Origin of the sequence: Roseitranquillus sediminis, from assembly GCF_016918935.1 — a bacterium.
Taxonomy (GTDB): Bacteria; Pseudomonadota; Alphaproteobacteria; order Rhodobacterales; family Rhodobacteraceae; genus Roseitranquillus; species Roseitranquillus sediminis.
The window spans coordinates 65,161-91,477 of the sequence record NZ_JAFFOB010000008.1; the positions used below are offsets into that span (position 1 = coordinate 65,161).

25 protein-coding genes are annotated in these 26,317 nt (G+C 70.9%); 20 read left to right on the forward strand and 5 right to left on the reverse strand.

Annotation, left to right across the window (positions count from 1 at the left end; genetic code table 11):
• Positions 1-44: 44 nt before the first annotated feature.
• Positions 45-185: a hypothetical protein gene (locus JM664_RS05150; protein WP_227418850.1), complete on the reverse strand. Its 141-nt coding sequence runs from the start codon at positions 183-185 to the stop codon at positions 45-47.
• Between JM664_RS05150 and JM664_RS05155 the strand changes: the two genes are divergently transcribed.
• The 12 genes from JM664_RS05155 (at position 178) to rfbD (ending at position 11,066) form a co-directional block, all read left to right on the forward strand.
• Complete coding sequence (locus JM664_RS05155; protein ID WP_227418851.1) at positions 178-669, forward strand: hypothetical protein; 492 nt, start codon at positions 178-180, stop codon at positions 667-669. The two genes, JM664_RS05150 and JM664_RS05155, sit on opposite strands and share 8 nt — an antisense overlap.
• A 162-nt stretch (positions 670-831) precedes the next feature.
• Complete coding sequence (gene galU / locus JM664_RS05160) at positions 832-1,728, forward strand: UTP--glucose-1-phosphate uridylyltransferase GalU (protein WP_227418852.1); 897 nt, start codon at positions 832-834, stop codon at positions 1,726-1,728.
• Positions 1,729-1,809: 81 nt separating this feature from the next.
• The gene (locus tag JM664_RS05165) at positions 1,810-2,055 is read left to right on the forward strand and encodes a type II toxin-antitoxin system Phd/YefM family antitoxin (RefSeq protein ID WP_227418853.1); all 246 of its coding nucleotides are present in this window, start codon (positions 1,810-1,812) and stop codon (positions 2,053-2,055) included.
• Positions 2,055-2,444, forward strand: a complete 390-nt coding sequence (locus tag JM664_RS05170) for a type II toxin-antitoxin system VapC family toxin (RefSeq protein ID WP_227418854.1) — start codon at positions 2,055-2,057, stop codon at positions 2,442-2,444. The genes JM664_RS05165 and JM664_RS05170 overlap by 1 nt, the downstream gene beginning before the upstream one ends.
• 89 nt (positions 2,445-2,533) lie before the next feature.
• The gene (locus JM664_RS05175) at positions 2,534-4,489 is read left to right on the forward strand and encodes a tetratricopeptide repeat protein (protein WP_227418855.1); all 1,956 of its coding nucleotides are present in this window, start codon (positions 2,534-2,536) and stop codon (positions 4,487-4,489) included.
• A gap of 264 nt (positions 4,490-4,753) precedes the next feature.
• A complete protein-coding gene (locus JM664_RS05180) occupies positions 4,754-6,154 on the forward strand; it encodes a hypothetical protein (RefSeq protein ID WP_227418856.1) in 1,401 nt (466 codons plus the stop codon).
• 507 nt (positions 6,155-6,661) lie between these two features.
• Positions 6,662-7,231 carry a dTDP-4-dehydrorhamnose 3,5-epimerase gene (rfbC, locus tag JM664_RS05185; protein WP_227418883.1) on the forward strand — a complete coding sequence of 190 codons (570 nt, stop codon included), beginning with the start codon at positions 6,662-6,664 and terminating at the stop codon, positions 7,229-7,231.
• A 46-nt stretch (positions 7,232-7,277) separates the two neighbouring features.
• The gene (locus tag JM664_RS05190) at positions 7,278-7,538 is read left to right on the forward strand and encodes an AbrB/MazE/SpoVT family DNA-binding domain-containing protein (protein WP_227418857.1); all 261 of its coding nucleotides are present in this window, start codon (positions 7,278-7,280) and stop codon (positions 7,536-7,538) included.
• Entirely contained in the window at positions 7,535-7,933 is a 399-nt protein-coding gene (locus JM664_RS05195) for a PIN domain-containing protein (RefSeq protein WP_227418858.1), read from the forward strand. The genes JM664_RS05190 and JM664_RS05195 overlap by 4 nt, the downstream gene beginning before the upstream one ends.
• Positions 7,934-7,953: 20 nt before the next feature.
• The gene (gene rfbB / locus JM664_RS05200; protein WP_227418859.1) at positions 7,954-8,991 is read left to right on the forward strand and encodes a dTDP-glucose 4,6-dehydratase; all 1,038 of its coding nucleotides are present in this window, start codon (positions 7,954-7,956) and stop codon (positions 8,989-8,991) included.
• A gap of 17 nt (positions 8,992-9,008) precedes the next feature.
• The gene (locus JM664_RS05205; protein WP_227418860.1) at positions 9,009-10,133 is read left to right on the forward strand and encodes a glycosyltransferase family 61 protein; all 1,125 of its coding nucleotides are present in this window, start codon (positions 9,009-9,011) and stop codon (positions 10,131-10,133) included.
• Between the two features lie 72 nt (positions 10,134-10,205).
• Positions 10,206-11,066, forward strand: a complete 861-nt coding sequence (gene rfbD, locus JM664_RS05210; RefSeq protein ID WP_227418861.1) for a dTDP-4-dehydrorhamnose reductase — start codon at positions 10,206-10,208, stop codon at positions 11,064-11,066.
• A 5-nt stretch (positions 11,067-11,071) separates the two neighbouring features.
• On the opposite strand, the gene JM664_RS05215 is transcribed toward rfbD, so the two are convergent.
• Positions 11,072-12,460: a phosphohexomutase domain-containing protein gene (locus JM664_RS05215; RefSeq protein ID WP_227418862.1), complete on the reverse strand. Its 1,389-nt coding sequence runs from the start codon at positions 12,458-12,460 to the stop codon at positions 11,072-11,074.
• Between the two features lie 105 nt (positions 12,461-12,565).
• Between JM664_RS05215 and JM664_RS05220 the strand changes: the two genes are divergently transcribed.
• The gene (locus JM664_RS05220) at positions 12,566-13,684 is read left to right on the forward strand and encodes an acyltransferase family protein (protein ID WP_227418863.1); all 1,119 of its coding nucleotides are present in this window, start codon (positions 12,566-12,568) and stop codon (positions 13,682-13,684) included.
• Here JM664_RS05220 and JM664_RS05225 read toward each other — a convergent pair.
• The gene (locus JM664_RS05225; protein ID WP_227418864.1) at positions 13,653-14,627 is read right to left on the reverse strand and encodes a sulfotransferase; all 975 of its coding nucleotides are present in this window, start codon (positions 14,625-14,627) and stop codon (positions 13,653-13,655) included. The two genes, JM664_RS05220 and JM664_RS05225, sit on opposite strands and share 32 nt — an antisense overlap.
• Positions 14,628-14,722: 95 nt before the next feature.
• Positions 14,723-15,733, reverse strand: coding sequence for a replication initiator protein A (locus JM664_RS05230; RefSeq protein ID WP_227418884.1), 1,011 nt, complete (start codon positions 15,731-15,733; stop codon positions 14,723-14,725).
• Positions 15,734-16,123: 390 nt separating this feature from the next.
• Here JM664_RS05230 and JM664_RS05235 point away from each other — a divergent pair, with 390 nt between their 5' ends.
• Positions 16,124-17,515: an AAA family ATPase gene (locus JM664_RS05235; protein WP_227418865.1), complete on the forward strand. Its 1,392-nt coding sequence runs from the start codon at positions 16,124-16,126 to the stop codon at positions 17,513-17,515.
• A 50-nt stretch (positions 17,516-17,565) separates the two neighbouring features.
• Here JM664_RS05235 and JM664_RS05240 read toward each other — a convergent pair whose 3' ends face one another.
• Complete coding sequence (locus JM664_RS05240) at positions 17,566-18,138, reverse strand: sugar O-acetyltransferase (protein WP_227418866.1); 573 nt, start codon at positions 18,136-18,138, stop codon at positions 17,566-17,568.
• A gap of 206 nt (positions 18,139-18,344) precedes the next feature.
• Here JM664_RS05240 and JM664_RS05245 point away from each other — a divergent pair, with 206 nt between their 5' ends.
• From JM664_RS05245 to JM664_RS05270, 6 genes are all read left to right on the forward strand, one after another.
• Positions 18,345-19,316 carry a ParB/RepB/Spo0J family partition protein gene (locus tag JM664_RS05245; protein ID WP_227418867.1) on the forward strand — a complete coding sequence of 324 codons (972 nt, stop codon included), beginning with the start codon at positions 18,345-18,347 and terminating at the stop codon, positions 19,314-19,316.
• Between the two features lie 261 nt (positions 19,317-19,577).
• Positions 19,578-20,459 carry a glycosyltransferase family 2 protein gene (locus JM664_RS05250; RefSeq protein ID WP_227418868.1) on the forward strand — a complete coding sequence of 294 codons (882 nt, stop codon included), beginning with the start codon at positions 19,578-19,580 and terminating at the stop codon, positions 20,457-20,459.
• Positions 20,460-20,540: 81 nt separating this feature from the next.
• The gene (locus JM664_RS05255) at positions 20,541-20,990 is read left to right on the forward strand and encodes a glycosyltransferase family protein (protein ID WP_227418869.1); all 450 of its coding nucleotides are present in this window, start codon (positions 20,541-20,543) and stop codon (positions 20,988-20,990) included.
• Positions 20,987-21,466: a glycosyltransferase gene (locus JM664_RS05260; protein ID WP_227418870.1), complete on the forward strand. Its 480-nt coding sequence runs from the start codon at positions 20,987-20,989 to the stop codon at positions 21,464-21,466. Before JM664_RS05255 ends, JM664_RS05260 begins: the two co-directional genes overlap by 4 nt.
• A complete protein-coding gene (locus tag JM664_RS05265; protein ID WP_227418871.1) occupies positions 21,463-22,434 on the forward strand; it encodes a glycosyltransferase family 2 protein in 972 nt (323 codons plus the stop codon). The genes JM664_RS05260 and JM664_RS05265 overlap by 4 nt, the downstream gene beginning before the upstream one ends.
• A gap of 240 nt (positions 22,435-22,674) precedes the next feature.
• On the forward strand, positions 22,675-26,316 hold the full coding sequence (locus JM664_RS05270; RefSeq protein WP_227418872.1) for a LamG-like jellyroll fold domain-containing protein: 3,642 nt from the start codon (positions 22,675-22,677) through the stop codon (positions 26,314-26,316).
• Position 26,317: the final 1 nt, after the last annotated feature.

The following is a 26,317-nucleotide window of genomic DNA, read 5'->3' on the forward strand; positions in this document are numbered from 1 at the left end:
CGAGAGGGCGCGTGCTTTGCGCCCACGGGACACGATTGAGGGGGTTACGAGGACATGGCATTTGCCATCAGGACAAGCGCATTGGCGATCGCCGGCTTTCTGGCCGGGGCCGCAGCGGCAACTGCCGCGACCATAGATTTCACCAGTTCGTCGACCTTCAGCTCGAAGTCGGCCGCGATGGCCACCGGCAGCGTCTCGGGCGTGAACTTCACCCTCACCGGCAGCTCGAACCGCCTCACCTACCAGGATGACGGCGTGGGCCTCGGCGACGACGAGATCGGCCGGAGGGAGTACGTGACCGTCACCTTCGACCGCGATGTGCGGCTGACGGGCGTGTCCTTCATGGACCTCTTCCGCTCCCGCGATGGCAACGCCGAGAGCGCCTCGCTCTATTCGGGCGCGCCGCCGACGGGAACGAACTTCCTCGACAGCTTCGAGGCGGTCGAATTCTACCGCCCGGGCGGCGCCGGTGCGGGCATGTTCGCGGTCGACTTCACGGGGCGCAGCTTCACCTTCGATGCCGGGGCCGGCAACGACGGCGTGGGCGTGGGCGACTTCGCTCTCGCCGGCCTGCAGCTGGGTGACCTGGTGCCGGTGCCGGTGCCCGCGGGCGCATTGCTGCTCGGAACCGCCCTCCTCGGCTTCAGGTTGACGCGTCGGAAGGCCTGACGCTCTCCGTTCAGGTATGGATTTACGGCCGGATCCCCCGCGGGACCGGCCACTTCATGCCGTCGATGCGTTCAAAAGCGATTTTGCTGTCCCGGGAACAAGAAAAGACCATGATCCGGTGTCCATCATCAGGACCCATACACAGCTGAAGGAAGTGATTCGATGACGCCGAAGGTGACCAAGGCGATCTTCCCTGTGGCCGGGCTCGGCACCCGGTTCCTCCCGGCGACGAAGTCGATCCCCAAGGAGATCATGACACTCGTCGACCGGCCGCTGATCCAGTACGCCATCGATGAGGCCCGCGCCGCCGGCATCGAGGAGTTCATCTTCGTCACCTCGCGCGGCAAGTCCGCGCTCGAGGACTACTTCGACCGCGCGCCCGAGCTCGAGGCCGCGCTCGAGGCCAAGGGCAAGCACGCCCTGCTCGACGAGCTGCACAAGACGGACATGCCCTCGGGCGCGATCGCCTACGTCCGCCAGGCCGAGCCGCTGGGCCTCGGCCACGCGGTCTGGTGCGCCCGCCGCATGGTCGGCCCCGACGAGCCGGTGGCGGTGCTTCTGCCCGACGACGTGATCGCCGCCGAGAGGCCCTGCCTCAGGCAGATGATCGACGCATACGAGGGCACCGGCGGCTCGATGGTCGCCGCGATGGAGGTCACGCGCGAGATGACCTCGGCCTACGGCATCCTCGACATCGAGGAGGACATGAGCCGCCTCGTCTCGGTCCGCGGGATGGTCGAGAAGCCCCGGCCGGAGGACGCCCCCTCGAACCTCGCGGTGATCGGCCGCTACATCCTCTCGCCGCACGTGATGCGCTCCCTCGACAGCCAGAAGCCGGGCGCGGGGGGCGAGATCCAGCTCACCGACGCGATCGCCGCCGAGATCGCGGCCGGCCGCCCGGTGCACGGCGTGCGCTTCGAGGGCCAGCGCTTCGACTGCGGCTCGAAGGCCGGGTTCCTGCAGGCGACCGTCGCCTTCGGCCTCGCCCGCGACGAGCTGCGGGACGAGTTCCAGGCCTTTCTCGCCGACGTCACCTCGAGCCGCCTCGCGGCGCAGTAGAGGCCGCGCTCCGCGCCTCCTGCGGCGGCAGGAGGCGCCTTCCCCGATCTTGCCTGCGCCTCCGGCATGGCTAAGTTAGCCATGTCAAGGAGGACGCTCGTGCAGTTCACCGTGCATGCCGCCAAGAGCCAGCTCTCGCGGCTCATCGACGCCGCCCTCGCGGGCGAGGAGGTCGTCATCGCCAAGGGGTCGCGCCCGGTGGTGCGGCTGGTCCCGATCCCGCAGTCCGGCTTTCGGCTGGGAACGCTCGCGGGCCAGCTCGGCGAGGTGCCGGACTTTCTCGAACCCCTTTCGGAGGAGGAGCTGGCCGACTGGGAAGGCGCCTGATGGCGACGCTCCTGCTCGACACCCATGCCTGGGTCTGGTCCTTCGCCGACGAGGGCCGGCTCTCGCCCCGGGCGCGGCGGGAGATCGAGGGCGCCGACGCGGTCTGCGTCAGCCCGATCAGCTTCTTCGAGATCGGGCAGAAGGTCCGCATCGGCCGGTGGCCGGCGATGGAGCCCCACGCCGCGCGGCTGCCCGGGATCCTGCGCGAGCAGGGAGGCACGCTCGCGCCCCTGAGCCCTGAGATCTGCCTCCACGCGAGCCTGCGGGACTGGGATCACCGCGACCCGTTCGACCGGCTCATCGCCTCCACGGCCGAGCTGCTCGACATGGTGCTCCTCTCGCGCGACCCGGTCTTCGGCGCGCTGGCGGAGGTGCGGGCCCGCTGGTGACGCGGGGCCGTCACGGAACGGAGAGTTGAGCGGTTCCGCCCCCTCTCCTACTATCCCGGCTCGTGTTCGCCCCTTGCAGGTTTTTTGACATGGTATTTTCGAGCCCGAGAGTTTTCGCAGCGTCGCTCTGCCTCCTGGCGGTCGTCGCCGCCCCCGGCGCGCAGGCGGCGGTCCTCGACGAGGAGATGACGGTCGAGGAGATGTTCGACGAGGGCGCGATGGGAGGGCCCCTCGGCGGCCTCGCGGCGCCGCGGGACGCGCTCGGCATCGGGCCGGCGCAGTCGCTCTTCGAGGCCGAGCAGGCGCTGCGCCGGCGGGTCGAGCAGGATCCCTCCGACACCGACACGTTGAAGCGCCTCGCCCTCCTGCTGGTGCGGACCGACCGCACCGACGAGGCGATCGAGACGCTCCGGCGGGTGCTGGAGGTCACGCCCGGCGACACCGCCACCGCGCTCGACATCGTGCGGCTCAGCGCCTCGCAGGGAGGCGCCGTGGCGGCGCGGGCCGCGCTCGAGGCGCTGATCGAGGCGGCGCCCGAGCCGTTCCCGCTGGAGCTGGCGCGGGTCCAGCTGATCCACGACACCGGCGCCCGGTCGGAGGCGCGCGACGCGCTGCGTGCGCTGGCCGACGGGCCGATCGACCCCGACCAGCGGCGCGCGGCGCGGCTGCTGCTGGCGCGGTTCCTGGCGGTCGATGGGCAGGCCGAGGCAGCGCAGGCCGAGGTCGAGGCGATGCTCGCCGAGACGCCGGACGACGCCGATGCGCTGGCGTTCCGCGCGATGTACCGCCTGCAGGACCTCGAGCTCGAGTCGGCGCGCACCGACATCGCGGCGGGCCTCGAGGCCGAGCCGCGGAACGTGGCGCTGCTCAGGCTGGCGGCCCGGGCCGAGGCGCGCGCGGGCAACCGCGACGCGGCGCTCGCCCGGCTCGAGGAGGCGGCCCGCGCCTCGGGCCACGAGCCCCGCATCGCGCTCGAGACCGCCACCGCGCTGCAGGAGGCGGACCGCGCGGACGAGGCGGCGGCGCTGCTGGAGGAGGCGATGCGCCGGCACCCGGACGCGCCGCAGCTCCTCGCCGCGCTCGGCGTCCTGCGGCTCGCGGCCGAGGACTGGGCGGGGGCCGAGGCGGTCGCCGCCTCGCTGCGTCAGGTGGGCACGCCCGCGGCGATCGGCGATTCCGAGAAGATCCGCGTCGCCGTCCTGCAGGGCCGAGGCCAGACCGAGGAGGCGCAGTCCGTCCTGCGCGGCCTGGCCGCCGGGGGCGCCGACGTGGGCGCCGCGGCGGGGCTGGTGCAGAGCTATCTCGCCCAAGGCGACACCGCGGCGGCGGAGACCTATGTCGAGGACCTGCTGGCGCAGGCGCCCGGCAACCCGGCGGCGCTGCTGATGCGGGGTGCCCTCCACGAGCTGGCGGACGAGGACGCCGACGCCGAGGCCGCGTACCGGGGCGTGGTCGCCGCCCTGCCCCAGAGCCCGCTCGCGCATGTCACGCTGGCGCGCCACCTGATGATCCGCGACGACGCGGAGGGTGCCGAGGCGGCGATCCGCGCCGGCCTCGCCACCCTGCCCGGCAACCCGCAGCTGCAGATGCCGCTGGCCGAGATCCTGGTCCGCAAGGGCGACTACGAGGAGGCGCTCGGGTTGATGGAGGGTCTGGTGCAGGCCTATCCCGACAACCTGCTGGTGGCCAACAACTACGCCGCGCTGGTCTCGGACCATTTCGCCGACGACGCCGAGCGGCTGGAGCGGGCGCATGCGGTGGCGCAGCAGCTGCGCGCCTCGGACATTCCGCAGCTGCGCGACACCTACGGCTGGCTCCTGCACCTGCAGGGCCGGCACGAGGACGCGCTCGCGGTACTGGAGCCGGTGGTGGCGGAGAACCCCGACGATGCGTGGGCCAACTACCACGTCGGCATGACCCGCCTGGCGACGGGCGACGTCGCGGCGGCGCGGGAGCATCTGCAGAAGGCGGTGGCCTCGACCGACCCGAACTTCACCAAAGGCGCCGCGGCGGTGGAGGCGCTGCAGGCGCTCCCGGCGCAGTAATTCGGGAACGCACAATTATTGGTTGTTCGTAAAAATAACTTTCATCTTGAGGCTGCGTAAGCCGCGCGAAATCCGGGCGCGCGGCTGTTCCGAAAGATGAATCTTTTCATAAATGCCGCAAGGTTCTTGACATAGATCAGTCTCTGTCGAACCCTCTATCCGGCGGCGAATTTACGCCAGCTTTTCTAGTGCGGCCTTCTACCGGGCTGGAGCGTTTTATGCTTTTGCCAGCCTGGGTGCGGCGCCGGGGGATAGGAGTAACGCATGCATCCAAGATCATATTGGTTGGGAACGGCGAGCGCGTTGGCGTGCCTGCTGCTTTCCGGAGCGGCACACGCCTCGTTCATCGCCAATTTCCACGAGAACCTCAACGCCGGCAACAACTCGGTCTTCATCTTCGGGGCCGAGGGGACGACCGGCACGGTCACGGGCAACGACGGCTTCAACCAGAATTTCGCGATCGACAACACCGGCGTCTACACACTGGCGCTGGGTTCGAGAGGGCGCGAGATGACCGATAGCGGGGTCAAGAACAACCTCTCGCTGCTGGTTGAATCGGCCGACCCGATCAGCGGCCTCGCCCTGAACCGGGCGGGTTTCTCGACCGACATGACCACGCTGCTCGACCTCGAAGGGCTCAGCCGGGACTACCGCGTCCTTGCAGTCCCGAGCGTGAACTCGTCTGCCTTCGGCAGCGGCTCGCAGATGTCCGTCACGGCGACCGAGGACAACACGACGGTCACGATCACCCCCAAGAGCATCTCGGGCCTGGCGGACGGTGTGCCGGTGCAGGTGACGCTGCAAAAGGGCGAGTCGATCTTCTACGAGTCGGGCACGGGCGGCGACCTGAGCGGCACGCGCGTGCAGTCCGATAAGGATGTCGCGGTCTTCGCCGGCAACGAGTGCACGCAGGTTCCCATCGGAACCGTCGCCTGCGACCACATGATCCAGCAGCAGTTTGGCGTCGAGAACTTCGATACCGAATTCCTGGTGGCCGAGACTCCGTTCGCGGGGACGGCAAAGGATCTGGTCCGCGTCATCGCCGCCGAGGACGACACGGACGTCTTCATCAACGGTGTCCTGGTGGGCACGATCGACGCGGGCGAGGTGCTGCAGGTCGACAATGTCGGCAATTCGAAGATCACCTCCGACAAGCCGGTCAGCGTCGGCCAGTTCATGCGCGGCGTCGGTGGCACCCGGTCCACGGGCGATCCCGCCTATGCGCTGATCCCCAGCGTCGATCAGCTGCTCGATGCCTATTCCTTCACTACGCCGGTGGGCGGCGAGGCGTTCTCGCAGAACCAGCTCAACATCGCCATCGCGGCAGGAGACGCGGCCTCGCTCAAGCTCGACGGCGTGGCGGTGGACACCTCGGGCTTCACCCTGCTCGACGGCATCCTTTACGGCTCGATCGCCGTGGGGACCGGGCCGGGCGTGGTCGAGGCGGACAATCCGTTCCTCGCCACGATCTCGGGCTTCGACAACGCCGACAGCTACCTGACGCCGATCGCCTCGGCCTTCTCGCCCGGCGTCTCGCCCCCGCCCCCGCCGCCGCCGCCGCCCGACGGGGTCATCCCGCTGCCGGCCTCGGTGCTGCTGCTCGGCGGCGCGCTCGGCTCGTTCGGCGGCCTCGGTGCCTGGCGCCGCCGGCGCAACAAGACCTGAGCCATCGGGCAACCAGCCGGCCCCCGGACACATCCCCGGGGGCCGGCCCTCGATCGCGAGGCCGTTCATCCGCCCGATACGGCGGTCCGGCCCGCGCGTCCTGATGGCGCTCCCGGCAGGTGGCCATCCGGCCGCACCGCCTCGCAGCCGATGCGCTGGTCCGGATGGACGCCGACCCTCTCGAACCCGGTGGTCGAACAATCGGGGTGACCCGGGCTTCACCAGCACGCTTCGATGCCTTGAATGGGCAGTCGCCGCACAGGAAGCTGCGGCTGGACACCATCACGAGGCTGGGGATGTGTGGCCGTCCTTCGCCACAATGGCCTGCTGCCTTCGCCCACTTCCCGACACAAGTTAATGCGAACCCTCTCCGCAGAGCACGGCTGCGGCTCCGATCGCAGGTCCGACGAGGAGGTTCGCTACCGCGACGTTCCTGCCCCTGACAGGATGGGCTGGTGCGTCGGGGCCTGCTATGCCGCCGGCGGTAACGAGGAGAGAGGTGCCCCGATGGATGTGCGCGAGACCGGCCTGCCCGGAGTGATGGTCCTGACGCCGAAGCGGTTCGGCGACGCGCGCGGCTTCTTCGCCGAGACCTGGAACCGCCGGACGCTGGCCGCGGCCGGGCTCGAGGCGGACTTCGTGCAGGACAACCATTCGCTCAGCGCCCGCGCCGGCACGCTCAGGGGCATGCACTTCCAGGCGCCGCCGCACGCCCAGGGCAAGCTTGTGCGCTGCGGCCGCGGCCGGCTCTTCGACGTGGCGGTGGATGTGCGGCGCGGCTCGCCCACCTACGGGGCCTGGGTCGGCGAGGAGCTCAGCCACGAGAACGGCCGCCAGGTCTGGATCCCGCCCGGCTTCCTGCACGGCTTCCTCACGCTCGAGGACGACACCGAGGTCGTCTACAAGTGCACCGGCTACTACGCCGCCGCCGCCGACGGCGGGGTCCGCTGGGACAGCTGCGGCATCGACTGGCCGCTGCCCGCCGGCCTCTCCGCCCCGATCCTCAGCGACAAGGACGCCGCCGCGCCGCCGCTCGAGGCGTTCGAGAGCCCGTTCCGCTGGGAAGGCCAGAGTTGAGTTTGCAAGGCGCAGAGTCTATTCTCCTTACTCGGAGGTGCTCCGCATGATCGAATCCACCCTGACCTCGAAGGGCCAGACCACCCTGCCCAAGGAGGTGCGCGAGGCGCTGGGGCTCAAGCCCGGCGACAAGCTGCGCTATTTCGTCCACGGCGACACGGTGCGGATCGTCCGGCCGAAGCCCGCCTCGGCGCTCTTCGGGATGCTGAAGAAACACTACGAGGGACCGCCAGTCTCGCTCGAGGAGATGGACGAGGCCATCGCCGACGAAGCCGCCGCACGGTTCCGCCGCGCCGTCGAGAGGTGATCGCGCTCGACACCAACATCCTGGTCCGGATCCTGGTCGGGGACGACACCGCCCAGGAACACCTTGCCCAGAACCTGGTCGGAGGCCTCACGCCCGAAGTGCCCGGCTTCGTCGCGCGCGAGGTGCTCGTCGAGCTCGCCTGGGTGCTGCGCCGGGTCTATCGCTTGCCGCGGGGGGAGATCTGCAACGCCCTCGAAGGTGTCCTGAGCACCAGCACCTTCGCCGTGGAGACCGCCGACGATGCCGCCCGCGCGCTCGACGCCTATCGCGCGGGGGCCGCGGACTTCGCCGACCTGATGATCCTGGCGGCGGCGCGGCGGGCGGGGGCGGCGCTGGTTACCCTGGACCGAAAGCTTGGGGGACAGGACGGCGCGACCCTGCTAGAGGGCGCCTGACGCCAAGGACGGGGAGCGCGATGAAGATACTGGTGACGGGCGGGGCCGGGTTCATCGGCTCGGCGGCGGTGCGGCTGGCCGTGAGCCGCGGCCACGAGGTGGTCAACCTCGACGCGCTGACCTACGCCGCCGACCTGCGAAACGTCGAGGAGGTGGCCGGGAGCCCGCTCTACGCCTTCGAGCGGGCCGACATCCGCGACCGCGCGGCGCTCGACCGGATCTTCGCCGCGCACCGACCCGACGCGGTGATGCACCTGGCCGCCGAGAGCCACGTCGACCGCTCGATCGACGGGCCTGCGACGTTTGTCGAGACCAACGTCATGGGCACATTCCACCTGCTCGAGGCGGCGCGCGCCCACTGGGTGAAGGTCGGCCGGCCCGAGAGCTTTCGCTTCCACCACATCTCGACCGACGAGGTGTTCGGCTCGCTGGGCCCCGAGGGGCAGTTCACCGAGGAAACGCCCTACGACCCGCGCAGCCCCTATTCGGCGTCGAAGGCCGGGTCCGACCACCTGGTGCGGGCCTGGCACGAGACCTACGGGCTGCCGGTGGTCCTGACCAACTGCTCGAACAATTACGGGCCGTTCCACTTCCCCGAGAAGCTAATCCCGGTGGTGATCCTGAACGCGCTGCACGGGCGCAGGGTCCCGGTCTACGGGGCGGGCGAGAACGTGCGCGACTGGCTCTATGTCGAGGATCACGCCGACGCGCTCCTCCTGGTGCTGGAGAAGGGCCGGACGGGCCGCAACTACAACATCGGCGGCGAAAACGAGCGGCGGAACATCGACCTCGTCCGCACCATCTGCCGCCTGCTCGACGACCGTCGCCCCGACGCCGCCCCGCACGAGCGGCTCATCGAGTTCGTCACCGACCGCCCCGGCCACGACGCCCGCTACGCGATCGACCCCTCCCGCATCCGCGACGAGCTCGGCTGGCGTCCCTCCGTCACCGTCGAGGAGGGGCTCGCCCGCACCGTCGACTGGTACCTCGGGAACGAATGGTGGTGGCGCCCGCTCATGGAGCGCGACGGCGTCGGCCGCCGCCTCGGCACCGGCTGACCTGCCGGAGACGCGCGATGGAGCCTCAGATCGAACAGTTTCCCGCCGCGGACGAGCCGCTCCGCTACCGCGTCTACGAGGACGCGCTGGTCGTGCCGACCGCGAACCGCGGCGTCTATCGCGGTATCGACGGCGCCGCCTTCGATGCCGAGGGCCGGCTGATCGGGAATTCGCTGCTCACCCGCACCTGGGGCGGCGGCCCCGTGGCGCAGGCGCCCGCCATCGCGGGGCTGGACCGCGACGCGCTGCCGGTCGTCGAGGCGCCGCACGTCTACGGCGGCCCCTTCTTCCATCATTTCGGACACTTCCTGCTCGAATCGCTCGCCCGCGGCTGGGTGGTGGACGAGCTTGGCCCGATGCCCTTCGTCTGGATCTCGGGCGGTCCGCCGGCGCGCTGGCAGGACGAGATCCTGGGCATGGCCGGCCTGACCGGGGGGCATCTCTTCCCAGACGGGCCGGTGCGGGTCCGGCGGCTGATCGTGCCCGAGATCGGCCACCGGATCGCGGGGCAGGTCCATCCCCGGCACGCGGAGTTCCTGGCCCGGCAGGAGCCTCCGGCCGAGGATTACGGGCGCATCTGGCTCTCGCGCAGCGGCACGACGCCGAACCGGCGCAGCAAAGGCGAACCTGCTATCGAGGACGTGCTGGCCGCGCGGGGCTGGCGAATCGTCGCTCCCGAGCGGCACTCCGTGCAGGAGCAGTTGTCCATGCTTGCGCACGCAGAGGTCGTCGCGGGGCTGCAGGGCTCAGCCTTCCACGCCGCAGTCCTTTTGCGGGCCCCGCATGCACGATTCATTCTCCTGCGGCACGACCATACCCGGGACTTCGACGTGATCGCCGCCATGCGCGGCATCTGCCAGGTCAGCCTGTTCGGCGTCCGCCGGATCGTTGAGCGCAAGGAGCCCGCACTCCACCGGCCGCGGGACTGGGCGCGGATCGTCGACGCGCTGGCCGGCGATCTCGCGCGGGCCGAGAGCGCGGAGGCCCGCGACGCGGTGCGGCGCGACTACGAGGCGCGCTACAGCTTCGAGGCCTGGATCGCTAGACAACGCTGGCACCTCCTGGCCCGCGCCCGCGCCGGGTTTAGGCACAATTTGCTGAGGCGCGTCCGCCGGCGCATCCGCCTGCTCCGGCAGGGCTGACCCGCCCTCGGACGGGGTGTCGCCCGGGACGCGTCCGGGCTAAGGGAGGGTCCGGGCCGCGAGGGGTGAGCAGTGCGTCTTCTGGTATTCGGACGAACGGGACAGGTGGCGACCGAGCTTGCGCGGATCGCGCCCGAGGCGGTGTTTCTCGGGCGGGAGCAGGCCGATCTCGCCGACCCCGCCGCCGGCGCCCGCGCCGTCGCGGCGGCCGAGGTGGACGCGGTCGTGAACGCCGCCGCCTGGACCGCGGTCGACGCCGCCGAGGACAATCGCGAGGCTGCCTTCGCCGCCAACGGCGCGGCGCCCGCGGCGATGGCGGAGGCCTGCGCCGCGCGGGGACTGCCCTTCGTCCAGATCTCGACCGACTACGTCTTCGACGGGTCCGGCGACCGGCCTTGGGCCCCGGAGGACGCCACCGGCCCGCTCGGGGCCTACGGCGCCTCCAAGCTCGCCGGCGAGGAGGGCGTGCGCGCCGCCGGCGGGACGCACGCCATCCTGCGCACCAGCTGGGTGTTCTCGGCGCACGGGTCGAACTTCGTGAAGACGATGCTGCGCCTCGGGGCCGAGCGCGACGGCCTGCGCATCGTCACCGACCAGGTCGGCGGCCCGACGCCCGCTGCCGACATCGCCCGCGCCTGCCTGACGATCGCGCGCGGCCTTGCCGACGAACCCGCCCGCACCGGCACCTACCATTACTCGGGCGCGCCCGACGTCAGCTGGGCCGGCTTCGCCCGCGCCATCTTCGCCGCCGCGGGGCTCGCGGTCGAGGTGACGGAGATCCCGACCGCGGACTATCCCACGCCGGCGCCGCGGCCGCTCAACTCGCGCCTCGACTGCGCCGCGACCGAGGCCGTCTTCGGCCTCGCGCGCCCCGACTGGCGTGCCGGGCTCGAGGCGGTGCTGGCCGAGCTGCGCGGGCGCACGCCCGGCTGAGCCGCTCAGCCGGCCCCTGCCCCGATCAGCGCCGTCAGCTCCGCCGTCTTGCGGCGGAGCAGCTCGGCGTCGCCGCGGGTCTCGAGGTTCAGCCGCAGGAGCGGCTCGGTGTTCGAGGCGCGCAGGTTCAGCCGCCAGGCGCCGAAGCCGAGGCCGAGCCCGTCGCGCCGGTCGACCGCCTCGGCGTCCGGGGCGAGACGCGCCTCGACGCGGGCGATCGCGGCCGCCGGGTCGGGCACCTCGAAGTTGATCTCGCCCGAGGAGGGATGGCGCGCGCGCAGCTCGGCCACCGCCTCGGCCAGGCTCTGGCCGGAGGCCGAGAGCAGCTCCACGATCCTCAGCCACGGGATCATGCCGCTGTCGCAGAAGTAGAAGTCGCGGAAGTAGTGGTGCGCCGACATCTCGCCGCCATAGGCCGCGCCGCTCTCGCGCATCGCCGCCTTGACGAAGGCGTGGCCGGTCCGCGCGGCGACCGCGCGGCCGCCCTCGCGCGCCACCGTCTCCTCGATCGCCCAGATCACGCGCGGGTCGTGCACGATGGCGGCGCCGGGCTCGCGCGCCAGCACCGCGCGGGCCAGGAGCGCCACGACGTATTCGCCGGGCACGAAGGCGCCGGTCGCGTCGAAGAGGAAGCAGCGGTCGAAGTCGCCGTCCCAGGCGACGCCAAGGTCGGCGCCCGCCTCGCGCACCGCCGCCGCGGTGAGGGCGCGGTTCTCCGGCACCAGAGGGTTCGGAATGCCGTGCGGAAAGCCTGCGTCGGGCTCGTGGCGCACGCGCACGAGGTCGAGCCGGGCGCCCCGGCGCGCGAGCTCGGCCGCGATCGCGTCGAGCGCCAGTCCCGCGGTGCCGTTGCCCGCGTCGGTGACGATCCGCATCGGCCCGAGCGCCTCGGCCCGGACCTGGTCGGCCACATGGGCGGCATAGGCCGGGCGCAGGTCGCGCGTCTCGAGGCCCCCCTGCCCCGCCGCCGGCGCGGTGCCGGGATCCGCGGCGGCATCGCGGATCGCCGCGAACTCGGCCTCGCTCAGCGGGCGGCTGCCGGGACCCACCAGCTTCATGCCGTTGTAGTCGATCGGGTTGTGCGAGGCGGTGACCATGATGCCCGCGTCCGCCGGCAGGCGGCCGGTCGCGAAATAGACCTCCTCGGTGCCGCAGAGGCCGATGTCGCACACCCCTGCCCCGCCCTCGCGCAGCCCCTCGGCCAGCGCGGCGGCCAGGCCGGGGCTCGAGGCGCGGGCGTCGTGGCCCACCACCACCAGCCGGGGCGACAGGACACGCGCCGCTGCGCGGCCGATCCGCCGCGCCACCGCCTCGTCGAGCTCCACCCCGATCCGGCCGCGCACGTCGTAGGCCTTGAAGCAGCGCAGCGGTTCGGACTCCGTCAGCCTTTGCATGTTACCTCGCGAGCAGCTTTCGCCACGGGGGGTCTTCCCCTAATGTCGATCCGTTCCAATCGCCCGTCGTGCCCGCCGCGACAAGGGCCAGATGCAGAGCACCTGATGACCGGACGTCTCCACTACATCGACGCGCTGCGCAGCTTCGCGATGCTCTTCGGGCTCTTCCTGCACGCGGCGACGCTGGGCTACGCGCCGGGGATGTCGCTGGTCTCGCTGGTCTCGGACCATTTCCGCATGGCGACCTTCTTCGTGGTCTCGGGCTTCTTCGCGCTGATGGTGGCCAGCCGGCGGGGCAACGCGGCGTTCCTCAGCGCCCGCGCGCAGGCGCTGCTGGTGCCGCTGGCGGCAGGCCTCGTGCTGCTCGTCCCGCTGACCAACTGGCTCGTCTATCTCTGGCACTCCGGGCCGGTGGGGTTTCTCGACTACCTCGCCGGCGAGCGCCCCGTGCCCGCCCGCGGCCCGCAGAGCTGGCACCTGCACCTGTGGTTCCTGGTCTCGCTCTCGGTCTACGTCGCCGCGGTGCCGCTCATCCGCCCGCTGCTGGAGAGCCGCCCCCTGCGCGCGGCGATCGACCGCCTGGCGCGGTCGGGGCCGCTGACGGTGCCGCTCGTCGCGCTGATCGCCGCGGGCGGCGAGATCGCCACGCGCATCGTCTGGCGGCTGACCTTCGAGGCGGCGCTCGAGGGCGGGCCCTTCGCCTGGCTGCCGCGGGCGACGCTGGGCTACTGGATCTACTTCCTGATCGGGATGGCGGCCTTCGCGCACCGGCCGCTCTTCGAGGCGATGCACCGGATCAGCCTCGTCACCTTCGCCGCCGGACTTGCGCTCTACGCACTCCTTCCGCGGCTGCCCGCCGGCCTGCCCGAGCCGGTCCGCACGGTGGTCGAGATCGCCGCCGAAGAGACCATCACCGCCGCGGCCGTCTGCGCACTGCTGCTGGTCTTCCGCGCGTTCCTCTCGGGCGAGCGGATCTGGGTCGCGCGGCTCTCGGCCTCGGTCTACACGATCTATCTCTTCCACTTCACGTTGATCTACGCGCTCGCGCTCGCGCTCGGGCCGGTCGTCGAGGGGGTCTATGCGCTCTATGCGTGCGTCGTGCCGCTGACCTTCGGCTTCGGCTACGTGCTCCACTTCGGGCTCGTCGCCCGGGTGCCCGCCCTCGGCTGGCTCTTCAACGGGAAGTACCACCTCACGGGACAGCGGCGGACCGTATCCTCGTGACCGGCGTGACGTCCGGCTCCGGCAGGATGTAGCCGAAGCGCTCGAGGTCGAGCCCCGCCTGCCAGGCGAAGGTGGCGTTCGGGCGCTCGAAATGCGCCGCGACCGCCTGCCGCTGCGCGCCGCTCCAGGCCACCTCGGCCGGCCCGCGCGAGAGCCGCCTGCGGATCGCCTGCCTGCGTGCGGGGGAGAGCGTCGCAAGCAGCCGATCGGGCACGTGGCGCCGCAGCCGTCCGGTGAAGGCGCCGTAGACCACGTTCTCGTTCAGGCGCCGTCCCTGCCAGCTTGCCCGCAGCCCCGCCGCGTCCATGCCGCAGAACCTCGCGACGTCGTCGAGATAGCCGCCGAAGTCCTGCGCGTAGGCCTCGTAGACCGAGACGAGGATGCGGTCGCCGAAGCGCTGCCGGTAGGCCGAGAATACCTCGTCGTAGCGGAGATGATGCAGCATCGAGCGGTGCGGCAGCGCGTCGATCTCGCGCTGGATGTAGCTGCCGAAGGGCTCCGACAGCGCGTCGATCTTGACATGCTGCCGGTAGAAGCTCTCCAGGAGCGAGACCTGCTCGCGCACGCTGAAGAGGATGCCCGCCCCCGGCGCGATCCGCGACAGCCGCTCGGCCACTGTCTCGTGGTCCGTTACCACCTGCCGCTGCCACTTGCGGCCGAGGACCATGTGCTCGGCGAAGGCGAAGGCCTCGTCCGACACGAAGACGCACGGGGACGCGGCCGCGTGGCGCGCGAGGCGCGTCCTCAGGTCGGGAAGCATCGCCTCGAACCGGCGGGTGTCGGCGAAGAACACCGCACGCGCGATCTCGAGCGAGTCGGAGGGCTGCAGCGAATCCCGCAGGCCCTTGCCCAGATAGGCGCACCCGTCGAAGTCGCGCATCGTCCTCTGCAGCGTCGTCGTCGCTGTCTTCGGAAAGCCGATATGGAAGAAGACGTTCTGCATGGTGCTCTTTCCTTCGCCGCGCGACGGAACCCGAACCCCCCATTACGACCACAAGTTCACCGTGAGATGACAAATCCCGCGCGAGGGCGCCCTCTCTACCTGCCTCCACGCGCCTTCACCCAGCCGAGGAAGGCGCGGTCGGGGGCGCGCAGGCGGGGGCGGCCGGTCGAGGCCCACCAGGCCCGCCATTCGGCGGCCAGCGCGTGGACGTCGGCGCCGGGGGCGAGCGCGCGGGCCTCGTCGAGCACCTCGGGGCTCAGGTGCGGCCCCTCCCCCGGCTCGATCACCATCGCGCGGCGGCTCACCCGGATCAGGTCGCCCGGCTCCTCCTCCAGCAGGTAGTCGGGGATGGTGTCCGCCCGGATGATCTCGCGCAGCATCGCGCGGAAGACGCGCCGGGGGCTGGCCGAGCCCGACTTCTTGGAGAGCGTCTCAACCGAGACGCGCCATTCGGGCTGGCGGCCGCAATGCTTCCGCGCGAGCTCGTAGAGCCGCCGCTCCAGCGGCTTCCTCAGCCGGAAGTAGTCGCGGGAAAGCGTCAGCACCGACTTCGACAGCACCGCGCGGTAGAGCCAATCCGAAAGCGTGACGCTCACGCTCACCATCCGGCCCTGGCGCGTCCGCCGCACGATCTGCCACTCCTCGATCAGGCCGAAGCCGGTCGTCACCTCCATGTCGCCGGTGGCGATGTTGGTGGTGATCCGCGTGCCGGCCAGCCGCTCGAACGCGTCGCGGAGGCGGCGGTAGCCGTCGCCCGAGGTTTCGCGGTTGGTGGCGAGCAGGAGGTCGTGCGCGGTCAGCGTCACCCGGCGCGAGGTCGGCCGCCCCGCGTTCAGCGCGGCGACGAGCTGGCTGATGCAGAAGATCAGGATGTCGGCGTCGAAGATCGTGGCCCGGCCCTTCACGCTCGGCGTCACGGTGATCTCGGTCTCGCCGTGGAGATAGCTCAGCACCCGCCGGTCGGGCCGAGTCGAGAGCGAGAAGACCGGATGTTCCATTGAGGCGAGGTCGTGCTTGGGGATCGCCGCCAGGATGTCGCACACGAAGAAGTCGCGCGCCGCCACCCCGCCGCCCGCGCTCACCTGATGCCTGCCCGCCTCGTCCATCCGCCCGGTTGTCCGGTTCGTCGTTTCATTGACACCCACGCTACGGACCCCGCCCCGCCCGGTCCAGCGCCGGGATCGTGGGATCGGAATCGGGCGGTCGTGGCTTCGGAGTCGCGCGATCGTGGGATCGGAATCGCCCGGGCCAAAGCATGGCGTCGAAAGCGCAACGCCTCCAAGGACTTGGGCCGGCGGCGGTGGACCCGTAACAGAGAAATAACGTAGATCTAACAGCGCGTCTTTTTTCGAGGCCGGACCTCCGGAGGCGCCGCCACCCCCGGAAAGCCCTGGAAACCCGCCTGTGTCCCGAAGTTCTTCCCATGTGACGCGATTCGTGACATGCTGAGAAAAACGCGGCACATTCCAGATGTCGCGAGACAGAGAGGCAGCGGCATGAGCAGGGACGGCCTTCCTCCGTACTTCAACATCTCGCCCGACGCGGCGCTGGCGGAGCTCGACCCGCCGACCGGGACCGGGGGCTTCGCGGCGATCGCCGAGGCCTGCCGCCGGGGGCGCGACGACCTCGCCGGGCGGGGTCTCGACGAAGCTGGGACGAAGCGGCTGCGCCTCTTCTCGACGTGGGAGATCACCAAGTATCTGATCCCGGTCGCGCCGGGTCACTTCCGCCGGGTGCTGCGCGAGAACCCCGGCCTGCCGCAGGGCCGGTCCGAGACCGAGGGCGGCGCCAAGTGGTTCACCCTCGACGAGGTGCTGCGGCTGCGCGCCCATTTCGGCGCCGAGGGGTCCAAGGCCAAGGAGTACCTGCCCTACCGCCCCCAGGGATTGCCGGCCAAGATCGTGGCGGTGGCGAACTTCAAGGGCGGCGTCGGCAAGACCTCGACCTGTGCGCATCTCGCCATGTCCGCGGCGCTCGACGGCTACCGGGTGCTGGTCGTCGACCTCGACAGCCAGGGCTCGATGACCAGCGTCTTCGGCGCCCGGGTGGAGGACGAGTGGGGCACCGTCTTCCCCCTCCTCGCCCGGCACTACGCGCGCCATCTGCGCGTCGACAACCAGCGCCGGATGGACCGGGGCGACCAGCCGGTGCCGCTCGACGAGACGATGACCGAGGCGCTGAAGATGACCGCCGCCGACGTGATCCGCCCGACCCACTGGCCCAACATCGACCTGATCGGCGCGCAGCTGAACCTCTACTGGTCCGAGTTCCAGATCCCGGTCTGGCGGATGCAGTCGCGGGCCTGGAAGCTGTGGGACGCGCTTTCCGACAGCCTGGCCGAGGACGGGGTGCTCGACCGCTACGACCTCGTCTTCCTCGATACGCCCCCTGCCCTCGGCTACCTGACGATCAACGGCCTCTCCGCCGCCGACATCCTGCTGGTGCCGCTCGGCGCGAGCTTCCTCGAGTTCGACTCGACGGGCCGGTTCTTCGACATGCTGCACGCCACCTTCGCCTCGATCGAGGAGGGCGAGAACATGGCCGCCCGCGCCCTGGGCCGGCCCGAGCTCGCCTTCGAGTGGGACGCGGTGCGCGCGGTCGTCACCCGCTACGACGGCGGCCAGCAGGCCGAGATGGCGAGCCTGATCGGCGCCTATCTGGGCCGCACCCTCAGCCCCTACCGGCAGGACTACACCGCGCTGATCGGCCAGGCGGGCGAGGCCGCGTCGGGCATCTACGAGGCCGACTACCGCGACTTCAACCGCGAGACCTACGCGCGGGGCCGGGCCACGTTCGACGAGACCTATGCCGGCTTCAAGCGCCTTCTCTACGGCACCTGGCGGCGCGACGCGCGGGCCGCGAAGGCCGCGGCGCAGGTGGCCGAGTGATGCCGCGAAACGTTTCGCGCGCGAAACATCCTCCTCTTAACCCACTGATATTACGTAGACGGCACATCTCCGGCGGGCACGCGGATCCGCGCCGGGTTGCCCACCACGGTGGCGCCCGCGGGGACGTCGCGCGTGACCACCGCGCCCGCGCCGACGGTGGCGTCGTCGCCCACCGTGACGCCCGGCATGAAGAGCGCGCCGCCGCCCACCCAGACGTTCGCGCCGATCCGCACCGGGCGCCCGAACTCCAGCCGCTGCCGCCTCAGCGCCGGATCGCGCGGATGGTCGGCGGTCAGGATCTGCACCCCCGGCCCGATCTGCGTCATCTCGCCGATCGCTACCTCCACCACGTCGAGGATGATGCAGCCGAAGTTCAGGAACGCGCCTGCGCCGAGGCTGATGTTGTAGCCGTAGTCGCAGTGGAACGGCGGCCGGATGAAGGCCCCCTCTCCCGCATGGGCGAAGAGCTCGACGAGCATCGCGTGCCGCTCCTCGCGCGGCATGGCGAGGCGGCCGTTGAAGCGGTCCATCCAGGCGTTCGCGCGAGCGCTGTCCGCGGCGATCTCGGGACCCTCCGCCACGTAGAGCTCGCCCGCCAGCATCTTGTCCTTCTCGCTCCGCATCCCGCCCTCCCCTCGCTCCGGCGGCCCGGTCTAGCGCGTCCCGAAATCCGGCGACAGCCACGAGATGTTTCGCGCGCGAAACATCCCGCTGCCAAGTCACTGGATTCACTAGATCGGCCCGAGCGACGTTTCGCGGCGAACGCCCGTTTCGCGCGCCCTCAACCCCGGCCGCCCCACCCTGCCCGTCCCGCGACCAGGAGGCTTCCATGGCCCGCAAGCGCCTGACCCCCGCCATCTTCGCCGAACCCGAGGCCGCGCCCGAGACCAAGGCGATGGGCCTCGCCCGCACTGTCACCCGCGGCCGTCCGCCGATCGCCCGCGTCGCCGGCGAGGCGGCGGCCGAGGCCGCGCTTGCCGAGCTCTCGTCCGAGTTCGAGGCGGCGCGGCGCGAGGGGCGCTTCATCCAGCAGATCCCGCTCGATGCGATCGAGGCCGAGCATCTGGTGCGCGACCGGCTCAGCGCCGACGGCGAGGAGATGGCGACGCTCAAGGCCAGCATCGCCGCCCGCGGTCAGCAGACCCCGATCGAGGTGGTCGAGCTGAGCGAGGGCCGGTTCGGCCTGATCTCGGGCTGGCGCCGGCTGACCGCGCTCCGGGCGCTTCGCGACGAAACGGGCGATCCGCGGTTCGAGCGGGTCGAGGCGATCCTGCGCCGCCCTGAGGGCGCGGCCGAGGCATATCAGGCGATGGTCGACGAGAACGAGATCCGCGTCGGCCTCAGCCACTGGGAGCGGGCGCGGGTGGCGGCCAAGGCGGCGGAGCTCGGCCTCTACCCCACGGCGCGCCACGCGGTGCGGGCACTCTTCGCGACGGCGAGCCGGCCGAAGCGCTCCAAGATCGGGTCGTTCCTGACGCTCTACCAGGCACTCGACGGCGCCCTGCGGTTTCCCGCCGCGCTGCCCGAGCGGCTGGGCCTCGACCTCGCGAAGTCGCTCGATGCCGACGCCGGCCTCGCCGCCCGCCTGCGCACCGCTCTGGAGGCCACCGCATCCGCCGACGCCGCGGCCGAGCAGGCGGCGCTGGCCCGCGTTCTGCGCAAGCCGCCCACGGCACCCGCGCGCCCCGAACCGGGGGTGCGCCTCTCCCGCAAGGGCCACCGCATCGTGCTCGAGGGCGCGGGGGTGGACGAGGCGCTGGCGAGGGATCTCGAGGCATGGCTCGCGCAGCGCAACGCCTGATCTGGCGGTTTCAATGACTTGCGCGGCAGATGTTTCGCGCGCGAAACATCCTGCGCGGCATCCCGGGCTCGGCGGATTTACCACGCCAGCCATCTTCCGCCGCCTGGCACACCCGTGTTTCGCCCCAAGGCCGGTCGCGAAATCAATGACTTGTTGGCTAGATGTTTCGCGCGCGAAACATTTCGGCGGCTGAGGAGGCGGCTTCCGTCGCGCGGCCGGGCGGGCTATCTGCCGCCCCGGACGTCCTGCGCGAGCGAGGCTATGAGCGACACCACCGACGCGACGAACGGGCGCCCGAGGGCCGCGATCGTCATTCCGCACTACGACGACGTGGCACGGCTCGGCCGGTGCCTCGACGCTCTCGCGGCGCAGGATCGCTCGGGGATCGAGTTGGTGGTGGTCGACAACGGCTCGACCCAGAGCCTCGACGCAGTGCGGGCGGCGCATCCTTGGGCGCGGTTCGTGACCGAGGCCCAGAAGGGCGCGGCGGCGGCACGCAACCGGGGCGTGGCCGAGACGACCGCCACGGGCCTCATCTTCCTCGACGCCGACTGCGTGCCTGCGCCGGACTGGCTGGCGGCGGCGCGGCGGGCGGTCAGGTTCGGCACCGTCACCGGCGGGCGGGTAGACGTCTTCGACGAGACCGAGGGGCCCCGCAGCGGGCCGCAGGCGTTCGAGACGGTCTTCGCCTTCGACCAGCGGGCCTATGTCGAGCAGAAGGGCTTCTCCGTCACCGCGAACCTCGTCACCACACGGGCGGTGTTCGAGGCGACGGGGCCGTTCGTGCCCGGTCTCAGCGAGGATCTCGACTGGTGCCGCCGGGCGGTCGCGGGGGGCGCGCGGCTCGTCTACGACGATGCGCTGAGGGTGGCGCATCCGTCGCGCGGGGACTGGGCGTCGCTGGCGAAGAAGTGGCGGCGGCTGAGCGCCGAGGGCTTCGCCACGGACGGGCAGGGCGCTCGGGCGCTCTGGGCCACGAAGGCGCTGGCGATGCCGGCGAGCGTCCTGGCCCACGCGCCGCGCGTGCTGCGCGATCCCCGCCTTTCGGCCGCCGAGAAGGGCCGGGCGTTGGGGACGCTCACGCGCCTCAGACTGGCACGGGCGGGCTGGATGCTGCGCCAGGCGGCCACTGGGCGGCCCTGAGCGATATTTCGCCGCGAAACATTTGCACAATCTTTGTCCCTGGGCCTTACCTCCCGAGACGAAGCGAAGGAGCGGTACGGTTTGGGCAAGCGGATCCTGGCCATCGCCTCGGGCGGCGGGCACTGGCAGCAGCTGATGGAGATGCGCCCCGCCTTCGAGGGGCACGACGTCACCTACGCGACGACCATGCCGGGCCTGCCCGAACGCTTCGGGGCGGCGCCGGCGGTGATCGTGCCCGACTGCAACCGCGACCGGAAGCTCGCGGCGCTGCACTCGACCGCGGCGCTCGTGCGGCTCGTCTGGCGGGTGCGGCCGCAGGTGGTGATCTCGACCGGCGCGCTGCCGGGCGTGATCGCGCTGGCGTTCGGCAAGGCGCGGGGGGCGCGGACGATCTGGGTCGATTCCGTCGCCAACGCCGAGGAGATGTCGCTGTCGGGCCGGCTGGCGCGGCGGGTGGCCGACCTCTGGCTCAGCCAGTGGGAACATGTCGCAGCCCAATCCGGAGCCGGGTATGCGGGGGCGGTGCTGTGATCCTGGTCACGGTCGGCACCCAGCTGCCGTTTCCGCGCCTGATCGACGCGATGGAGCGGATCGCGGCCGAGACGGGCGAGCGCGTGGTGGCGCAGACCGGGCCGGTTTCGGGACGGGGGCAGGGGGCCTGGCCGCACCTCGACCAGCGCCCGACGCTGGCGCCCGCCGAGTTCGATGCGCTCTTCAAGGAGGCGCGCGTGGTCGTCGCCCACGCCGGGATCGGCTCCATCCTTTCGGCGCGACGGCACCGGCGGCCGCTGGTGATTCTGCCCCGGCGCCACGCATTGGGCGAGCACCGCAACGACCACCAGCTGGCAACCGCGCGGGCGGTGGCGAAGCTGCCCGGCATCCATGTCGCGTGGCAGGCGGACGAACTGGGGCCGATCCTGGCGCGCGAGCTGGACCCGGCGGGCGAGGGCGGCAGCGCCAGCCGCGACGCCCTGATCGCCCGCCTGAAGGAGTTCATCGAGGCATGACCGAGACCCGCCGCGCCGACGACGGGCGCCCCGAGGCACAGCCGGCCGAGCTGACGGTCATCGTCGTCAGCTACAACACGCGCGAGCTGACGCTGGCGGCGCTGAGGACGCTCCACGCCACGACGAAGGCGACCGCGCTGCACGTGGTGGTCTGGGACAACGCCTCGGAGGACGGCTCGGCCGAGGCGGTGGCGGCCGAGTTCCCCGAGGCCGAACTGATCGCGTCGGACGACAACATCGGCTTCGCTGCCGCCAACAACCGGGTGGCCGATCGGGCGGGGACCGAGTGGCTGCTGCTCCTCAACCCCGACACCGAGGTGCACGAGGGGGCGATCGACAACCTGATGGCCTTCGCCCGCGCGCACCCCGAGGCGGGGATCTACGGCGGCCGCACGGTGTTCCCCGACGGCAGCCTCAACATCGCCTCCTGCTGGCGGCGGATCACGCCCTGGAGCGCGTTCTGCATGGCGACCGGGCTGACGGCGGCGTTCCCGCGCTCGGAGCTCTTCAACCCCGAGGCGATGCCATCCTGGAAGCGCGACAGCGTGCGTGAGGTCGACATCGTGGTCGGCTGCTTCCTCCTGATCCGCCGCGACCTCTGGCGCGAGCTGGGTGGCTTCGACCTGCGCTACTGGATGTACGGCGAGGAGGCGGACCTTTGCGCCCGCGCCCGCGCCCGCGGCTGGCGCCCGGCGATCACGCCCGACGCGCAGATCATGCATCTCGTCGGCGCCGCCAGCCGCACCCAGTCCGGCAAGCGGGTGCTGCTGGCGCAGGCGCGCACGCAACTCATCCGCGACCACTGGCCGGCGGCGCTGGTGCCGCTGGGGGTGGGGCTGATGTGGCTCTGGGGCGCGCTGCGGATGACCGGCGGCCGACTTGCCGGCGGCACCCGGCGCGAGACCTGGGAAGCGGTCTGGCACGCCCGCCGCGACTGGCTGCAAGGCTACACCGCCCCAGGCGAGTAGCGATTCGCAACCCACGCGCGAGCGATGGCTGCCGCACCTGACCCGAGGCGCGAGGCGCGTTGCGGGTGCCTGCGGCAGAGTGGCGAAAGCGGGCGGCCCGGGTCGGGCCGGTTCCTCCGGTCGGCAAGATTGAGCCCTTGTCGGCAACAATCCGCACTCTGCCGCCCCGTTGTTGAGCTGGCGGATGCAATGCCGAGGCCCCTGCGCTAGCAGTCGCGCAGCAAGAAGACGGGGACAGTCATGGCAGACAATCAGCGGGCGGACACCATCCTGGTGTCCGACGAGAAGGAATTGCGTTCGGCCTACGATGCGCTTTCGAAGGGGAACGGCGGGACGATCCTCATCGAGAGCGGCGCCGAGCGGTTCAACGTCTCGTTCGACGGCGACAGCGCGGGCAAGGCGCCGGTCCTGATCACCTCGCAGGATCCCGATGAGCCCGTTCTGGTCAGCCAGCTCAACATGAGCGGCGTCGAGAACGTCACGGTGACGAACCTGGTCGTGGACGGCACCGGAGCCGGCAACGACTGGTGGGACGGCGACTTCCGGATCGGCAGCTCGAAGAACGTCGAGATCCGGGACGTGGAGTTCCGCAGCGACGCCGACGGCTTCATCGTCAAGAACAACACCACCAACGTCGAGAAGGGCGCGGGGCTGGGCAACATCGAAGGCAGCGAAAACGTCGTCTTCGCAGAGAACACCATCACCGGCTACTACCACGCGCTCGGCGTGTTCGAGGCCGACGGTATCAGGATCGAGGGCAACGAGTTCACCAAGATCCAGGGCGACGGCATCCGCATGGGCGGCGTGCGCGGCATCGAGATCACCGGCAACCACTTCCACGATTTTTATGGTTCCACCAATGACCGGAACCATGACGACATGATCCAGATCTGGGGCAACAACACGAACCGTGCGACCCAGGATGTCAGGATCAGCGGCAACTACTTCGACAGCGGCAACGGGCCGGCCAGCCAGACGATCTTCATCCGCAACGAGAAGGTCGGTTCGACCGGCCTCTACAGCGACATCGAGATCACCGACAACGTGATCCGCAACGGCCACATCCACGGCGTCCATGTCGCCGACACCACGGGCGTGAGGGTCGAGGGCAACACGCTGCTGTGGAACAAGGCCTCGGCGATGTACACGCATGCATGGAGCGAGGGCGTCAGCGGCGCGCCGAAGGTCCGCCTGGTCAACGTGACGGACGCGGTGATCGAGAACAACATCTCCTCCGGCACGTCCTGGGGCGACGGGATCACGGGGAACAACAACGTCTCGCTCAGCTACGACGACCCGCGCTCGCCCGACTACGTGGGGACGCACTTCGTCAACGCGCTGGCCGAGGGGCTGGTCGACCTGCGCGACCTGCGCCTGCTGCCCGACAGCCCCTGGAACGGCAAGGTCGGCGCGAGCCTGTCGCAGGCGCAGACCCGGTCGGAGGACGGCGTCGAGGCGGTGATCTCCTACGGCTACGCGCCCGATGACCGCTATCTGGTGGAGTTCGACGCGGGCCTGTCGCTGGACGAGGACGGGCGCGCGGCGGGTCCGGACACCCGCTTCGTCTGGACTTTCTCGGACGGGGTGGTGAAGCAGGGCGAGACGGTCGAGCGGCTCTATGACGGCGAGGGCGCGCACTCGGTCACGCTCGAGGTGGTTCGCGACGGCAAGGTGGCCGACCGCATCACCCGCGACTTCTCGGTCGAGACCAAGGACCTGCTGATCCTCGACTTCGAGGATGGCGCGGTCGACCTCTCCTCGCACGAGTCGAAGCTGAAGCTGCTGGGGCCACAGGAGCTGCTGAGCGGCGAGAGCGGCGACGGCTACCGCATCGGCGGCGACCGCGAGATCCGGGTCGACCGGGGCAACGGGCAGATCCACAACCTCGAGACGTTCGGTCTGACGCTGGACCTGCGCCTGCTGCAGAAGGGAGGCGAGGGCTACTTCCTGCACTTCAACGGCGTGTTCGACGGCCGCGTCAACGACGATGGAACGGTGCGGTTCCAGTTCCGGACGAGCGACGGCAGGTACGAGCTGACGACCGACCGGGCGGTATTCGACGACACCGGATTCCACCGGATCGGCATCGCCTATGACGGCGTCGAGGGGCGGCTGGCGCTCATCGCCGACGGCGAGATCGTGGCCGAGACGGAAGCCTCGGGGATGACCGCGCCCATCAATCATTCCAGCATGATCTTCGGCCATGCATGGCACGAGACCGTCCCGGCGGTGCTCGACAACATCTACTTCAGCGCCGATCCCGAGGTCGCCGGAACGCTGCCCGAGGATTGGGGGAGCGGCGACGCAGGCGGCCCGACCGACGGCGACGACCAGGAGACCGGGGACGATTCCGACGACGGCGATCAGGACGGCGGCGAGGATCAGGACGGAGGTGCCGGCGATCCGGGGCCGGCCGATCCGGGCGAGGATGACGGCGACGACGAGGACGATGGTGCGGACGACGGCGGGGAAGAGCCCGCTCCGCCGGTCGACGCCGACGCGGACCTCCTCGTCCTCGACTTCGAGGGCGGGGTGAGCGACCGCTCGCCCTACGCCTCGAACGTCGAGCTGATGGGGCCGCAGGAGCAGCCGGCCGGCGAGAGCGGCGACGGCTACCGCATCGGCGGCGACCGCGAGATCCGCATCGACCGGGGCAACGGGCAGATCCACGAACTCGACTCGTTCGGCCTGACGATGGACCTGCGCCTGTCGGAGAAGGGGGAGGAAGGCTACTTCCTGCACTTCAACGGCGTGTTCGACGGCCGCGTCAACGACGACGGAACGGTCCGCTTCCGGATGTGGACGAGCGACGGCAGCTACGAGCTGACGAGCGACCGGCCGGTGTTCGACGACACCGGGTTCCACCGGATCGGCATCGCCTATGATGGCGAGAGCCTCGCCCTCGTGGCGGACGGCGAGGTGGTGGCCGAGACCGCGGCCTCGGGGACCACGGCCCGGGCCGGGAGCCACAGCATGATCCTGGGCCATGCCTGGCACGAGACGCTGCCGGCGGTCATCGACAACGTCCGCCTCGGCGGGGACGCCGGGATCGTGGGCGAGGTCGATGGCGGCGGATCGGATCCGGTCGAGGAACCCGATCCGGTCGTCGATCCGGAGCCGGAGCCGGAGCCCGACCCGGTCGTGGATCCGGACCCCGTGGATGAGCCCGATCCGGTCGAGGAGCCGGACCCGGTGGAGGACCCCGATCCGGTCGAGGAGCCCGATCCCGTGGACGAGCCGGACGACGACCCGACGGCCCCCGTCACCGGCGGCAATCCGGCGGGCGGCGGCGCACCCGCCGCGGGACGGTCGCCGGTGCTGCGGCTGACGTTCGAGGACGGGCTTGAGGACAGTTCCGGCTACCACGATTCGGCGCGGTCGCTCGGCATGGAAGCCTGGGGCACCGACCCCGACGGCGGCACGTCCTACGTGATGAACGGGCAGAACTCGGTCCGGCTCGGCCGCTCGAACGACCTGCTCTACCAGATGGACGAGTTCGCCATCGACTTCGACTTCCGCGCCGCGAGCCCGGACGCCGCCGGACGGCTGCTCTACCAGCACGGCACGCTGGACATGGGGGTCGGCGAGGACGGGCACATGACCGTGCTGCTCGAGACCTCGGACGGCGACTTCGAGCTCAGGAGCAAGAGCGCCGTGTTCGACGACGACGACTGGCACGCGGTCCGGCTCGACTACGACGGCGAGGACCTGGAGCTGATCGTGGACGGCGAGTCCGAAGGGACGGTCGAGGCCAGCGGGCACACGCCCGGCCGGTCGTACTTCTCGATGCATCTCGGCGACAACTGGGGGCCGAGCATCCAGGGCGAGATCGACGACTTCACCGTGCTGCGGAGCCTCGGCGCGGACGAGTTCGTCTTCTGAT